A 15439-nucleotide genomic window follows, 5' to 3' on the forward strand; every position below is an offset into this window, starting at 1 on the left:
AACCGCTCTTGCTCGCTTGAAGTACATGAAGGCCCCCTTCCTTGCGCCAGGCGCAAGGAAGGGGGCCTTCATGTACTTGGGAAGGTGTGAAGGTCGAGTTTCCTCGGCTGAGCCGCGTGAAAGGGTCCTTCACGCGCCGCGGCTGTGACTGCTGGGGCTGGTGGTGTTGCTGAGGCTGCGGATGGCGATCGCGTAGTCCGTGAAGGCCTCCTTCCCTACCTTCAAGGTCGGGGTCTCGGCAAAGTCGTATAACTGCGCTCTTGGTGATTCGAGCTGGATCTCCGAACGGGGTAGGTGGCGATGCCGCGCCCAATGTGGCATTGGGGACGCTGAGCGTCTCCGATGTCACATTGGGCGCACCGAATGAGTCGCCGGCGCATCCGAATCGGGCGCTTTCACCCCGAAGTGTCCCCTGTGGACAGTCGAGAAGGAGTCAGGCCACCGTGACGAGCCCTCCGTCTCCCGCTCGACCAGCGCGGAGTCTCATAACGGCTGGTCAGATGCGACATTGGGGACATCGCAATCGGGTCCCTCGCCACCAGCGCCCGAATCGCCGCACGTAACGCAGGAGGCCTTCACGGACCTGCGACCAACTGCTGCCACATTCAGTACGTACCTGAAACACCTTTGGTTCTATCGCCACTCACTCGGACTCCGGAACGCCCAGCTCCCGGAGTATCGCCAGCGCGGATGTCCGGTTCTCCCGCGCCGCGGCCGCTTCTCCGTTGATGTCGCGAATCTTTTCGGCAACCAGGAGCGCGCGGGCCTGGCTCAGGCGCTGGCCGTCTTCCTGCGCGATCTTCAGCGCGCGTTCGACCTGGCGGTTCGCCGCGTCGAGGTCGCCCAAGCCCAGCTGGGCGGCGGCCAGTTCGGTCAGCGCCGCGCATTCGAGGACCCGCATTCCGGTCTCGTTCATCTTCGTCAGCGCGAGTTCCGCGTGCGCGACGGCGCCGGTGGGATCGCCGGTGGCGCGATGCGCGGCGGCGAGGCCGATGAGAATCGACACCTCGCCGTACCGGAAATTGATCGCCCGGGACAGTCCCAGCGCCACCGTGTAGCCTTCGATGCTTTCCGCGAACCGCCCGCGGCGCCGGGCGGCGGTGGCGAGGATTTCCAGCGCACCGGCTTCAAGGCGGCGTTCGCCGACCTCCTGGCCCTGTACCAGTGCCTCCCTGGCCACGTCGTCGGCTTCGGCGTACCGGCCGAGATCGCAAAGGGTCTCGGCCAGGCACACCAGTGCCGCGTTGCCGTAGTGCCGCAGGCCCCATTGTTTACAGAGCCGGACGCTTTCCTCGTGGTATTCGGCGGCTTCGGGGAGCCGTCCGGCGGTCCAGTGAGCGAGGCCGAGCCCGTTCAGGGCGATCAGCGAGATGTGGTGGTTGTCGATTCGTGAGCTGAGTTCGACCGCTTTTGTGTGACAAGCGATCGCGGAGTCGATCCGCCCGAGAGACAGGAGGGCGACGCCGACGTAGTTGATCTCCCTGGCCTCGGTCCGCTCATCGCCGATCCGCCGTGCGACGGCGAGCGCGCGCTCGTGGTGGCGCTTCGCCTCATGCGGCTTCCCGAGCTGCGCGTACACCCGGCCGAGGAAATGCCGGCATTCCACCTCCGCCACCTGGTCCTGGCCGCAGAGCCTCAGCGCGCTGGTGACCTGGACCACGGCGTCGTCGTAGTCGCTGACGTTGTAGGCGATCATCCCACGCAAGGCGAGCGCCACGACCTTGGCTCGCGTGTCGGCGGCCGCGTCCGCCGCCTTGAGCGCGGCGTTCGCCAGCGCCAAGCCGTCCGCGGCGTATCCGCAGCCGGAGAAATAGCCGCGCAACGCGTCGGCCAGCTCCCGGCAGTAGCCGCGGAGCCCGCAAGAGATGGCCGCGCGCTCGGCGGCGGCGACCAGGTTCGGCCGCTCCTCATCGAGCCAGCGCATCGCCGCTTCGTCACCGTCGAACACGTCCCTGGCCACTGGATCCGTCGGCAGCAGCCTGCGGACCAGCGGAAACAGACGTTCGTGCGCGGCGGCCGCTGTGCCGGCGTAGTGGTCGTACAACCGGATATCGGCCGCGGCCAGCTCGCCCGATGGCTCGTCGTCCCGGGCACACGCGGCCGCGAACTCCCGGAGCAGATCGTGGAACTGGTAGCGGTCGGCGCTGCGCCGGGCCAGGAGATTGGCCGAGACCAGCCGGTCGAGCCACCGGCGTGTCCGTTCGGCCGGGCCGAGGAGCGCGACGGCCGCCGCGAACGTGAAGGACGGGCCGGGTATCCGCCCGAGCAGCCGGAACGCCCGCCGGGCGGGTTCGTCCAGCGCCTGGTAGGAGAGCTGGAACGTGGCCTGTACCGCGATGTCCGGGTCGCCTTCGATGGCCAGTTCGGCGAGGCGGTCGGCCCGCAACGTCGCCACATAGCTCCCGACGGACGCGTGTTTCCCGCCGACCAGGTTCGCCGCCGCGATCCGCAGCGCCAGCGGCAGATGCCCGCAGAGATCGGCGAACTGGTCGACGGCTCCGGGCTCGGCGCCGACGACGTCCTCGCCGAGCAGCTGGGTGAGCAGCGCTCGCGTGTCCGGGGGTGTCAGCACGTCGAGGCTCAGCACCTGGGCGTCGTTGAGGACGGTCAGGCCACGCAGGTCGCCACGGCTGGTCACCAGCGCGACGCAACCCGAGTTCGGCGGCAGCAGCGGGCGGACGTGATCGGCGTCGGCGGCGTTGTCGAGCACCACGAGTACCCGGCGTCCGGCCAGCAGCGACCGGTAGAGCACGACCTGTTCGTCGAGCGTCACCGGCACCTGCCCGCCCGACACACCGAGGCCGCGCAGGCAAAGCGTGAGGGCCTGGGTCTTCGACACCGGTGAGGTCGACGCGTAACCGCGCAGATCGACGAACAGCTGACCGTCGGGAAACCGGTCGCGGACGCGGTGAGCCCACTGGACGGCCAGCGCGGTCTTGCCGATGCCACCGGGACCGACGATCGCCATGGTCCGGTGCGCCGAAGCCAGGAACCCGTCCAACGTCTCCAGGTCCGACGTCCGCCCGGAGAAACTGGGCAGGTCGGCCGGTAGCTGGCAGCCCGCCTGGGGAGTGACGGGCAGGTCGTCCGGCTGGGTGAGGACCTCCTGATGGGCCGCGCGCAGCTGCGTGCCCGGCTCGACGCCCAGCTCGTCGGTGAGCATCCGGTGCACGGTCCGGTAGGTCTCCAGCGCGTCCGCTCTACGCCCTGATCGGTGCAGCGCGAGGATCAGCAGCGCCCACAACGATTCCCGCCAGGGATTCTCGCGGGTGAGGGCGCCGAGATCGGCGATGATCTCGACGTGTTTGCCCAGCTCGAGGCTGACTTCGAGATAACGCTCGCGAGCCCGCAGCCGTTCCTGGCCGAGCTGGACGGCCGCTTCGCGCTGAAACGACTCGGCCGGGACGTCCGACAGCGCGTCGCCACGCCAGCAGGCCAGCGCCTCGGCCAGGAGCTCCCGTTCCCTTTCGGGTTCCGCGGTCTTCGCCCGGCCGACGAGCTGCCGGAACCGGAGCAGGTCGAGCCGCGCCGGTTCGAGGCGCATCAGGTAGCCGTCGGGGCGGGTTTCGATCATGGCGTTGTCGCCGAGCACCCGGCGCAGGCGCAACGCGTGGAGCTGGGCGGCCTTGCGCGCGGTCGGAGGCTGGTGTTCGCCCCAGAGATCCTCGGCGAGCTCGTCCAAGGACACGGTCGCGTTCGCCCGGAGCAGCAGCGCCGCGAGGACGACGCGCAGCTTCGGTCCGCCGACCGCCACCGGCAGACCGTCGCGTGTCACCTCGAGCGGGCCGAGGATTCCGAAACCGAGACCGGATCCTTCCACTGCTTCTCCCCTTCCACGGGCACATCACTCACGGATCGAGCAACGTGCCCGTGGTCGGAAGAGTACGTCCGGATCGCCCGGGATGGGAGGTTCGCCGGTTGTCAGCCGGTACAGCGGTAGTCGGGCGCGGACCGCAGCCAGGAACATTCGAACCCGGCGGTGAGTGACCAACCGATCTTTTTGCCTTTCCAGTTCATATCCAACTGGGGCGCATTGCGGCGATTCCATTCGAGCGCGGCCGCGCCACCTCCGAATGTGTACTTGTCCGTCATCTTCGCCCAGGTCCGGTCGGCCCCTTGGGGACAGTCTTCAGTCATCCCGAAGCAGATCCATTGCTTGCGGTCGTCCCAGGTGTAGTCCTCGACGCTGCGCGACACGGACCCGTCCAAGGCGAAGAGGCTGCCTTCCACGAACAGCGCCGGTCCGGCCGCTTCGCCCATGGATTTCTGATCGACCGCGTACTTGAGCGAGTTCGAGATCGCGACACCGGTGGTGAAGCCGAAGCCGATCTTCCAGCCGTCCGTGATGTCGCCACTGGAGTCGATGCAGGTCTCGACACCGAGGACGATGCCCTGACCGGCGGATCCGGACACGCAAGAGAACAGCAGTCCTCCACCCGGGGTGTACGGCGGCGGCGCGATGCCCGTCTTCTCGGACGCCTCCTTGACTCGCTGCTTCCTGATGTCCTCCTTCACGATGGCCCTGGTGACGTTGTTCTCGCGCCACGCGTTGGCGGCCATGCATTCGAGGTTGCCCGCCGCGACCGCTTTGGGCGGACTTCCGCCACAGACCGTGTCGATCACGTACGACTCGATAGGGATCTGCCAGAACGTGACGTCCTCCTGGTCCTTGCGGGACACCACTCCCGACTTGTACGGCGTCGTCCGCCGAGCCGGTGCGGGCGCTCCCCAAGGAGTGACGGGCTGCGCCTGCGCGGGCGGCGCGGGCGTGGACTTCGCCGGTGCTCGCGACCCGCTCTTACCGTTCCGGCAGTCGCCGTCGGGGCAGGACAGCAGACCGGACGGGTCACTCCTCGTGATCGGGCTGTTGTTGCTGTAGGCGTACCCGTTGAGCTGCTGCGGATCCCCCGCGTCCAGCACGGGGTCGACCGAGATGAACCGGCCGGTGTCCGGGTCGTACTCCCGGGCGCCGAGGTGGGTCAGGCCGGTACTCGCGTCCTTGGTCCCGCCGACGAACCCGCGTTCCCCCGGGAAGGCCGACGCCTCGCCACGCGGGCCGCCGAACGGCAGCTGACGTCGGTTGGTGACCGCCAGCGTGCCGGAGTCCACAGCCGTCCGCGCGGTGCTCTGGTGATCCGATGCCAGCCACGTCAGTGCTCCGCGACCCTGGCGCATCGCGATCGCCTGGCCGCCGTGGCCGTAGTACCGGGTGACCGTGGGGTTGCCACCCGACGCCGAGAGCCGCAGTTCCTGATCGCCCAGGTACAAGGTCGTCCCGGTCGGGTCGCGTCGGATCAGCCTGTCGCCGGACGGGCCGTACACGAACGAGGTCGCCTTGTCTCCCTTCGCCACCGACGCGAGCTTGCCCGTCTCATTCCACTTGAACGTCTCCGCGACGTCACCTGACGTCCGCGAAGCGAGTTGCCCGGCGGCGTCGTAGGCGTACGAGGTGACACCGCCTGGCCCGGTCACCGAGCCGAGGGCGTGGGCGTGCCCGGGAACCTGACCGGTGTAGGTCCGGACGACGTCGCCCGCGGCGGCGTGCTGTGTCTCCGTTGCCCGGTTGCCGGCCTTGTCGTAGGTGAACGACTGCCAGTACGGCGCCGGGCCCCGCAGACCCGCCACGGACGGATCGGCGTCGCATGCCGAAGCGGGCGTCCACGCCTCCGTGAGCCGCTGCAGGCCGTCCATGCGGAAACACTGGACATCGCCGTTGAACTTGTCCGCGATCGACGTGATGGAACCGGCCGGGTCGTAGCGGTAGTGCAGGTCGGACAGCATCGGCGACGGCGTTTCGGCGTCCACGATGGACCGGGTCAGCCGCCGGTCGCTGTCGTCGTAGTACCGCGACAGCCAGACCCGCTTCGTCCCGCTCCCCAGGGTGACCCGCTGCACCTCGCTGTAGCGGGTGAAGTCGGTCGCCGACACCAGTTCGACGGTCGAGCCTTCGTAACCGCCCCAGCTGGTGGCCAACGGCCCGAGTTCGTGATATCCGAAGCTGACGGTCTCCGCGGGCAGCTCACCGGCCGCCGGGTACGACTGGCTGGACAGGCCCCCGTCCGGGTTGTACCCGGTGTAGGAGTTGTATGTTCCCGCGAGCAGGCCTTCCTCGGCCGGGATGATCACGGACGTCCCGGTGGGCCGGTAGGCGGGATCGTAGCTGAGCACCTTCGAGGTGTACGCCCTTCCGTCCACGAACGAGGTCGACGACGCGGGTTTTCCCTTGCCCTTCGTCACCGTGTCGTACGTCCATTCCGTCAGCTTCTTCCCGCCGACGGAGCCCGAGAACTTCGCCGTCGGGCGACCGAGGGCGTCGTAGCTGTAGGCCAGCACCTCACCCCGCGCGTCCCGCGCGGTGAGGATCTGCCCGGCGTCGTCGTAGGTCTTCGTGATCGTGCCGCTGTCCGGATCCTCACTGGTGGTCTGACGGCCGAGGAAGTCGTACCCGAATCGCCAGACCGCGCCCGAAGGGTCGGTCATCGTCGCGGTCCGGCCCGCCTTGTCGTAGGTGTACCGGGTCGAGTCGTACCCGCCTTGCCCGTCGTGCTGGCGCAGCTCGACCGCCTGGCCGCGCGCGTTCGTGTAGGTCGAGGTCGGCGTGCCCCCGGCGGGCGGGGTGACGTCCACGTGGTCGCCGAAGTACGCGGTGGTGGTCCGCCGCTTTTCGAACGCGCCCGCGAAGTAGATCGACGCGTCGGCACGTCCGGCTCCGTCGAAGTGCGACCGGGTGTGTCCCGGGACGTCCACATCGGACGCCACCCACAGGGCGTCGTCGACGGGTTTGTCGTTGTAGTACGGCTGGGTGGTCTTCCATGCGCGGCCCTGTGAGTCGTGCCGCGTGTCGGTGAGCAGCCGGCCGCCGCCGATCGCGGGCAGCTGCACCTGCCGCGCGCGCAGCAGCCCGTCGTAGATCGTGGTCCAGGAATGCTCGGCGCCGGTCGGGCCGATCCTGGTCGAGGTGACCACGGTCGGTTTGTCCCCGCGCACCAGGTACGCGGTACGGACGGCCGGTACCTCGGGGTGAGCCGCCCTGGTCCAGGTCGGCGTCCACACCGCGATCGGGCGGCCGAGCGGGTCGTACTGGGTCTCCTTCCTTCTCGAGTTCGGGTCACTGATCAGGGTCGCGACGCCCCAGGCCGGATCGAACGTCGTGGTCGTCACCAGCCCGCCCGGGACGGCGGTCGTGCCGGGACCGGTGACCACGGTCTTGGTGACCGGGCCGCCCAACGCCGGGGTGTAAGCCGTCGTCGTGGTGCGGCCGAGCGCGTCCGTGGTCGATTCGACGCGGCCGTGCACGTCGTAGGTCGTCGTCCCGATCGTGAAGTACACCGGATCGGCTGCCGGACGCTCCTTCGCGATCTCCGTCTTCACCGCGTTGCCGAACGGGTCGAACGTCGTCTTGGTGTCCGACAACGCGTCCCGCGGATACTCCACGTTCGCTCCACAGTGGACGGAGTCCGACCACGTGTGGCCTGCCAGGTTCATCAGCCAGGCGGCGTCCTTGCGCGTGTACTCGGTATGGGTGCACCGGTCGTCGTCGGCCGTGCCGACATCGCCGAGGTCGTTCACCTTGGTCGGGAGACCCAGTTCGTCGTAGGTGGTCTCGGTGCGCGTCTGCCGCCATCCGGAGCCCACCGCCGTGTACGCGCGCTCGACGCCGGTGCGCACGAGGTACGCCTTGTACGAACCGCGTGTCGCCGTCGGGCCCTGGACCGAAGGCTCGGTGATCGTTTTGCTCACCCTAGGCGGATCCGGCTGGTTCGAAGGACCTTCCCGCTCGAACGTCGCGGTCTCGAATTCGGAGCCCGCCAGCCAGTCGGAGTCGGCGCGCACGCCACCTTCGGTGTCGGACACCGAGACCTGCCGCTTGCCGGAAGGCAGGTGATCGCCGTCCATGCCGCGGTGGAACCGCTGTTCGGTCATGGTGATCGGACCCGCCGGATCGTCCGCCGTGCCCGCCCGCACGCGGACCCGGCCGAACCCGCGGAACTCGTTCCAGGTCCGCTTGTCGTCCTTGGTGAACTCCGAGGTGTCCCAATGCCAGGCCGCGCCGTCGAGGTACTCGTACCGTGTGGTCTCCTCGGGGAAGGTCGAGGTCGGCTGGCCGTCCACCTGCAGCCGGTCCGTCCGCGTCACCGAGGAGACCACGTACTTGTGGAAGTAGTCGGTCCGCTCGGCCATGTACTTCTTCGCCCAGCGCACTGGGAAGCACCGCTTGTCATTGGTTTCCGGATTCGCGGGAAGGTTGTCGGACCTGCACTCCGACTCGTACCTGATCGAGGTGACCCCGCCGGTCTCGGACACGATCCCGCTGACCCGGTAGCGGATCAGCTCCGACACGCCGTCCCCCGGCTTCTCGACCCGGTTGTACAGCGGGGTGCCGTGGAACGTCACCGACGGCATCTCCGCGGTTCCGCCCGCCAGGCCGATGTGCTTGATGCCCTTGAGCCACAGCGCGGCCTTCTCGCCGTCACCGGGGTCGGGGTACTGCTGGTCCAGTTCCCAGCGGTCGACGTCGCCGAAGTCGTTGCCACGCCACACCTTCGTGGTCACCGACGCCAGGCGCTGCGTGGTCCAGAACGTCGGCGAGTGCGCGTCCGGGCAGGTGGCCTTGTCGCATTTGGCTTCCCACGGCACATCCGGCCAGTTGCCGGGCGCTTCCGGACGGCAGTCGCTGCCCGGCACGCACCGGTTCGCCGTCGTGAAGACGACTCGACCGGACGGCTGGGTGACACCCTCGCGCAGGCCGTAGTCGATGTGGTCGAGGTGCCCGCCGCGGGTGTAGGAGACCGCGGCGTCCTTGCCGTTGAAGCCGTAGGAGTTCGACTCGGTGGTGTAATGGAACCGCATCTCGTTGCCGTTGCGGTCCACCACGCGGTCCAGGTTCCACCGCCATGGCTGCGCGCACGACGAGGCGTCGAAGGTCGCGCCGTGGCAGGGCTCGCCGGAGTCGTCGCCGAACACCGGCACCGTCCAGGTCGATTCCTTGCCGGTACCGAAGAAGTACTGCGTCCCGTCGACGGTCGTGATCTTCCAGTGCTCACCGTCGTTGTCGCCGTTGTCCGCACCGGTGAACCGCTCGATCCGCGAGCCGTCGTCGGAGCGCGGCCGCCACTTCCCGGTCGCGTCGTCGCGGATCAGCGTTCCGCCGGCGCCGCCGTAGGACGCGGTGGCGTTGTCACTGCGCCAGCACAGGTCCGCCGCCTGCGGCTTCGCGTCGCCCTCGGTGTCGGCCGAACAACCCCCGTACATGCGCTCGATGAATCCCGAGGACAACGACCAGCCGTCACCGACCCACGATGGCTGGTTGTTGGTCACCGTCGTCCGGCCGTCCACGGCGGACGATCGGTACGACAGCGCGAGACCCGGCGTCAGCCCGCCCGCCGCGGGCGGCACCCGCAGCGGGTATGACCAGGTGAAGTCGCCGGTCTGCGGCGAAACCGACCAGTTCGCCGACGGTGACAGTGGCGTCGCCGTCGCCGTGCCCGCGCCTTCCTGCGCGGGTTTGAGGGCCTGGTTGCCGGTCAGCGCGTTCGCCGAGGCGTGGTCGGTGCCGATGGTCCGCCACGACGGGCTCGTCACCGGTACGGAAGGGACGTTCGTGAGATTCGTCGATGGTCCGGCGGCCAGCGCCGCGGGCGCGGCCATGGCCAGCAACAGGGACGCGCCCAGTTGCGCGGCGACCGCGAGGGTCAGGCAACGTCTCGTTCTCGAGCGCATCCGTTCACGCATCGTCGTTCCTCCCGTGTCCCCCCAGTGGACAGATAGGCGGAATCGTGCGTAGCTCCGGCTTCAATCCGGTTTCAGCGGGGCTTCGCGGGAAACCAGGCGAACTTGACGAACCAGACGGTGAGCGATTCGCCGGTTTCGGGTTGCCGACGGCCGAAAATATCCGACGGTTCGCCGCGGGGGGCAGGATCGCCGAACCGGTCCCGAGCCCTGCCGATAGTCCTCTATGGACATACGTGCCGGGTGTCGTCATCCGGCAGTGCACCTGAGATCGCGTTACCGCCGTTCCTCGCCAGGTCGCTGTGCCGGCATCTGGAGACGCATCCGTACGAGTTCGTGTTCACAAACGCCTCCAGTATGGCCGTCGCGACGGCCACAGTGTGGAACCTGTCGCCGTGGCCGCCGCACGAGGTCCGAGCTTCCACCGGACGATCCTGTCGACCGATCGCGACGATCCCGACGTCGCAGCCATCCGTTTCCGCCCGGCTTCAGCCGTCTCCCGGCCGGAGACGCTCTGGACTCGGCCTCTCCGGCCGGGGTGTACAGCGTACGAAGGAAGAACACAGGGAATCCGTGCTCGACCCCTGCGGTCTCTGGTGGCGGCCGACGGCCTCGACAACGCCGGACCGCCGGAGAGGGGCAGCATGGGAACTGGTCTGAGCCTGCTGACCTGCGACTGAGGTCTCGACCGGATGCGGGGTGCACCGAATCCCCGCACACTCGTCGGTCGCCAAGGCAACCATAGCGACCAGTCGTGCGTGATCTCGTAGACAGCTTCCCGCGTTCCAAGGGGTATTCCATGCGTAAAGCCGTACTAAGCGCCGTACTCGGCGCGGCGCTCGCGTTCGCCGTCACCACCGCCCTCCCCGCCACCGCGGCTGCCACACCCTCGGTGGCGCCCTGCACCTGGGTCGCCTCCGACCTGCCGGTCCCCGTCGGAGCCAGCGGTGGCTCGGTGGCCGTCGCCGGACCGAACGGGTACATGGCCGGGTTGGTGTGGAAGGAGAACAAACGCGTGAACGTGCTGTGGCACAACCGCGAGGTCGTCGAAATGCCGCAGCCGCCGAACGGCGCCGCGCTCCAGTTCTCCGCCATCAGTGGCCGCGGCGAGGTTGTGGGGTATCAGTCCTCGAGCGACGTCAGCGCGGGATTCCGTTACCACGACGGCGTTTACGAGACCTTGCCGAGCCCGCCCGGGGTGCGGGCCACTGCCACCGCCATCAACGAGTCCGGTGACATCGTGGGGTACGTCGGCGATGGACGAGTGCCCTACCAGGTCATCCTCTGGCCGGCGAATGCTCCCGGAAGCTACCGGATCATCGCCGACGGCAGAGCGGTCGGCATCGACAACGCGGGCCGGGTGGTGACCGAGCCCGGGCTGGTGTGGTCGCCCGACGGTTCGACCCGGCAGCTGGCCGGGTACGGCGATCTCGTCATCCAGCGATACCAGGGCGAGCGGATCGTCGGCCTGTCATGGACCCAGGGTGAGCAGCTCATCGAGTGGGACGTGAACACCGGTGCCGTCCTGGGCAAGACACCGGGGAACGTCGCGATGGGCATCAACGCGAACGGCCTGCTCGCAGCGTGGTACTTCAACGACGACGGCTCGCACACGCTCGGCATCTGGCGGAATCGAACCTTCATCGGCGACTTCGCCCCAGCCAGCAGGATCTCCGCGGTCACCGACGACGACCAGCTCGCCGGTTCGCACGGCCCGGCGTCGCCCTGGGTGCCCGCTACGTGGAGCTGCGTTTCCGCGCCATGACCGGCGTTTCAGATCGAATCGGTTCGAGGTGCCCGACGCGCCGGTCATCGGTCGCCTCGGTGAGGGAGGAGTTCTCGTTGCCGAGAGGCGACGACGGCGACGGTACGGTCGTCGACGTCGAGTTCGGTGAAGATCCGCGGTAGGTGGTCCGCCCGCTGCTGGGTCTCCAGGGGCTACCCGTTCGGGGTCCCTTGCTGGAGCGGTCGATGTGACCCAGATGGCCGGGGAGCGACGAGCGACGAGTACCGCAACGGCATCTGCACGAGACCCGGGAACTTGTTACCGGGTCTCGTGCAGGATGGAGCACACTACTTCAGAAACGCCCCAGGGATGAGAGATCTGGATAGCCGAGGGCAGTACCGCCGAGGATCGCGACACGTCGCGGCTGGAGAGCATTGAGCTGTGAGGGCCTGGGCGCGGTGACGGCCTAGGACGGCGACAGTGTTGTGGTCGAATGCAAGCGCCGTGGCATGCGCCCCCGGTCCTCGCGGTCGGCGACGGCGCGCTCGGGTTCTGGGGTGCGCTGCGCGAGGTCTTCCCCGACATCCGCGAGCAGCGCTGCTGGTTCCACAAGATCGGCAACGTGCTCGCCACGCTGCCCAAGTCCGCGCATCCCGGCGCGAAGAAGGCTTTGGCCGAGATCTGGAACGCCGAGGACCGCCGCCACGTCCTGGACGCGGTGAAGACCTTCGACGCCGCCTACGGCGCCAAGTTCCCCAAGGCGGTCGCCAAGATCACCGACGATCTCGGCCGGCTGCTCGCGTTCTACGACTACCCCGCCGAGCACTTGGTGCACTTGCGCACCACCAACCCGATCGAGTTCACCTTCTCCACCATCCGGCACCGCACTAAGGTCACCCAAGGGGCCGGGCTCGCGCGCGGCCGGGCCATGGCGTTCAAGCTCATCGCGCTCGTCCGCGCCGGCGTCCGATTCGTGAACGGCGAACTCGTCGAATGACCCGACGAACACACCCCGGCATCAGCCGCCTAATGGAAGCTCTCCAGAAAGAGGAGAGCCACACGGGCCCGTCGTCAGTCGACCGGGGCCGGGCTCGCTCCAAGCTACATCTGATCAAGTACCGGGCGGGGTGGTGCAGGGTGGGTAGACACTGTGGGCATGGAGTTCTTCTGCTACCACCGCGATCGGCCCGGCTCCATGGCGCTGCGCAAAGAGCTGCTGGAAGAGCACTGGTCCTACATGGACCGGTACGCGACGGAGATGATCGCCCGCGGGCCGACCCTCGCCAGCGACGGCGACACGCCCACCGGCAGCGTGCACATCCTCGACCTGCCAGATCCCGCCGCCGCCCGCGCGTTCGCCTTCGACGAGCCCAACTACCAGACCGGCGTTTACCGAGACGTGCTGCTGCGCCGATGGCGCAACACGCTGGGGCGCACCATGTGGGATTTCCCCGGTGGCCGCACCGGTGGCAACCGGTACCTGGTGCTCGGCCTCGGCACGGGACGGGCAGCCGACCTCGCCATGCCGCCCGATCGGGACGAGCTGATCGCGTATGGGCCGCTGATGTCCGACAACGACACAAGGTGGTTGGGCACAGCCGCCCTGGTCCGGGCACCGGACCCGGACACGGCACGCGCCGTCCTGACCCCGGACCGGTACGCCGACATCGAGGTCCACAACTGGCAGTTCGGCGGACGGCCGTCATGAACCGAGATCACCGCGTGCCCTTTTAATCCGAGGGAATCTGCAGCTCGTCGGTGTGGATGGACTTGCGTCGGTACGGGGCCAAGGCCAGGACCATCTGGTCGGTTACATGGCTGAAGCAGGCGATGTGACCCCATTTGGCGGGGGTGAGACGGCGTGCTCAAGATAAGGTGTAATAAAAAACCGCCCTACCTCGGCAAACCTGCCAGGTGGGCGGTGTTTCGTATTGTGGACCTTGGGGGAACTTACCCTGCTCCGGAAGCTGCCCGACCCCGCCGAACCGGCAGCACCGCCCGTCGACCGACCCAAACCACGACGGGCACGGCAACTCGACGCCGACCAGGTCCAGGAACTCATCACCGGCTACCAAGCCGGAGCGACGGTGTACGAACTGGGCGACCGGTTCGGCATCGAAAGGCGGACGGTCAGCAACATCCTCAAACGACACGACGTGCCGATGCGCCGCCGCGGACTCTCCCCCGAGCAGGTCGACGACGCCATCCACCTCTACGACCTCGGCTGGTCCCTGGCACGGGTCGGCGAACATCTGGGCGTCGACCACACCACCGTGCTGGCCAAACTCCGCGAACGCGGCATCCCCACCCGCGACACACATGGTCGACCTCGGTCTTGATGTACTGGGGATTCTCCGGTGCACCGTCCAACGGCGGTACGTCGCATCGATCTCACCGAGTTCACTACGCTGACACCCCATGGCAAGGGCTCCGAAGTTCAGCGCCCGGATGTCCGGTCGATGGCGGATCGTGGCGATGAGTGGCTGGGACCGCGACGCGATCGACCTGGTCGAACCGGGTTATGTCGAGTTCACCCGGAACGGGACCGGCCAGTTCGGTTTCATCGCCGTCCACGGTTGGCTGGACTGCCGCCCTGTCGAGCGGGACGACCGACCAGGCGTGGAGTTCACCTGGGAAGGTTCCGACGAGGGCGATCAGGTCAGCGGACGCGGCTGGGCAGTCCTGGCCGACGACGACACGATCGAGGGCCATCTGTTCTTCCACCTGGGAGACGACTCGAGTTTCCGGGCGAAGCCGTTCACCGATGCCGACGAACTGGACGGACCATGAGCGAGTACCAGTACTACGAGTTCCTGGCGATCGACCGGCCGCTGGACGAGGACGAACAGGCCGCGGTCCGGTCGCTGTCCACTCGGGCGCGGATCTCTTCGACCAGCTTCGTGAACGAGTACCACTGGGGCGACTTCAAGGGTGACCCGCGCCGTCTGATGGAGCGCTATTACGACGCGCACCTGTACGTCGCCAACTGGGGCACCCACCGGGTGATGTTCCGCCTGCCGTGCGAGCTGCTCGATCCCGATGTCGTCGAGGACTACTGCGTCGGTGACGAGGCAAGTGCCCGCGTCACGGACGAGTTCATCGTGCTCGAACTCATCAGCGAGGACCACGCTGGTGAGTTTGACTTCGACTACGACCCCGAGAACCTGCTGTCGGCGATCGTCGGAGTTCGCGCCGAACTCGCCGCCGGTGATCTCCGGCCGCTCTATCTGGCCTGGCTGGCGGCCTATGGTGCCTGGGAGCGCGATGAAGATGTTTTCGATCGTGATGCTGACGACGATCTCGAACCACCGGTTCCGCCCGGGCTGGGCGCGCTCACTGCCGCGCAGCGGGCGCTGGCCGACTTTCTCCGCCTCGATGACGATCTGATCGCGATCGCGGCTCAGGCTTCTCCACCGCTGGGCGAGACGACCGACGACCCTGCTGACCTCGCCGTGTGGGTGGCTCGCCTGCAGGTCACCGAGAAGGACCGGCTCCTGGCGCGGGTTGCGCAGGGTGAGGCGGCGCGGGTGCAGATGGAGTTGCTGCGTCGCTTCCGAGACCGACACTGCCGCGGCGACACCGCTCCGATCATCCCCATCCCAGCCCGCCGGAACGTGGCCGACCTGCTCGACAACGCGGCGCGGCGACGTGCCGACCGTGCGCGTCGGCTGGCCGCCGAGCGCGCCGAAGACGAGGCACGCCGGGAACAGGCGCGCCTGCAGGCCCGCGAACGACGACTCGACACACTTGCCGACGAGGAAGACACCGCGTGGTCGCGCGTCGAGGCGATGATCGCCACCCGGAAACCGGCCGAGTATGACGCCGCCGTCACGCTTCTCACCGATCTCCAGGCGCTGGCCGAACGCGAGGACCGCTACGACACATTCACCACCCGCACCATCGCGTTGCGGCAAACGCATGCACGCAAACCCAGCCTCATCGAGCGCCTCGACCGGGCGCGCATCTGACCCATCTACGGCAGGC

The 15439-nt window shown here is 68.1% G+C and carries 7 protein-coding genes and 1 pseudogene; 6 read left to right on the plus strand and 2 right to left on the minus strand.

The annotated features are described in order from the left end of the window. Positions 1-643 precede the first annotated feature (643 nt). The gene (locus AC069I_RS32895) at positions 644-3820 is read right to left on the minus strand and encodes an AfsR/SARP family transcriptional regulator (RefSeq protein ID WP_478267150.1); all 3177 of its coding nucleotides are present in this window, start codon (positions 3818-3820) and stop codon (positions 644-646) included. 101 nt (positions 3821-3921) lie between these two features. Then, entirely contained in the window at positions 3922-9732 is a 5811-nt protein-coding gene (locus tag AC069I_RS32900) for an RHS repeat-associated core domain-containing protein (RefSeq protein WP_478267151.1), read from the minus strand. A 796-nt stretch (positions 9733-10528) separates the two neighbouring features. On the opposite strand from AC069I_RS32900, the gene AC069I_RS32905 reads away from it, so the two are divergent. The 6 genes and pseudogenes from AC069I_RS32905 (at position 10529) to AC069I_RS32930 (ending at position 15423) form a co-directional block, all read left to right on the plus strand. Further along, the gene (locus tag AC069I_RS32905; RefSeq protein WP_478267152.1) at positions 10529-11494 is read left to right on the plus strand and encodes a hypothetical protein; all 966 of its coding nucleotides are present in this window, start codon (positions 10529-10531) and stop codon (positions 11492-11494) included. A 455-nt stretch (positions 11495-11949) separates the two neighbouring features. Continuing rightward, positions 11950-12452: pseudogene (locus AC069I_RS32910) on the plus strand (transposase); the annotation flags it as partial. A gap of 159 nt (positions 12453-12611) precedes the next feature. Then, the gene (locus AC069I_RS32915; RefSeq protein WP_478229099.1) at positions 12612-13163 is read left to right on the plus strand and encodes a YciI family protein; all 552 of its coding nucleotides are present in this window, start codon (positions 12612-12614) and stop codon (positions 13161-13163) included. Positions 13164-13395: 232 nt separating this feature from the next. After that, entirely contained in the window at positions 13396-13794 is a 399-nt protein-coding gene (locus AC069I_RS32920; protein WP_478229100.1) for a hypothetical protein, read from the plus strand. 79 nt (positions 13795-13873) lie between these two features. Continuing rightward, positions 13874-14245, plus strand: coding sequence for a hypothetical protein (locus tag AC069I_RS32925; protein WP_478229101.1), 372 nt, complete (start codon positions 13874-13876; stop codon positions 14243-14245). Next, entirely contained in the window at positions 14242-15423 is a 1182-nt protein-coding gene (locus tag AC069I_RS32930; protein WP_478229102.1) for a hypothetical protein, read from the plus strand. Before AC069I_RS32925 ends, AC069I_RS32930 begins: the two co-directional genes overlap by 4 nt. The last annotated feature ends 16 nt before the right edge of the window (positions 15424-15439 follow it).

Source organism: Amycolatopsis sp. NPDC043885 (assembly GCF_056435685.1).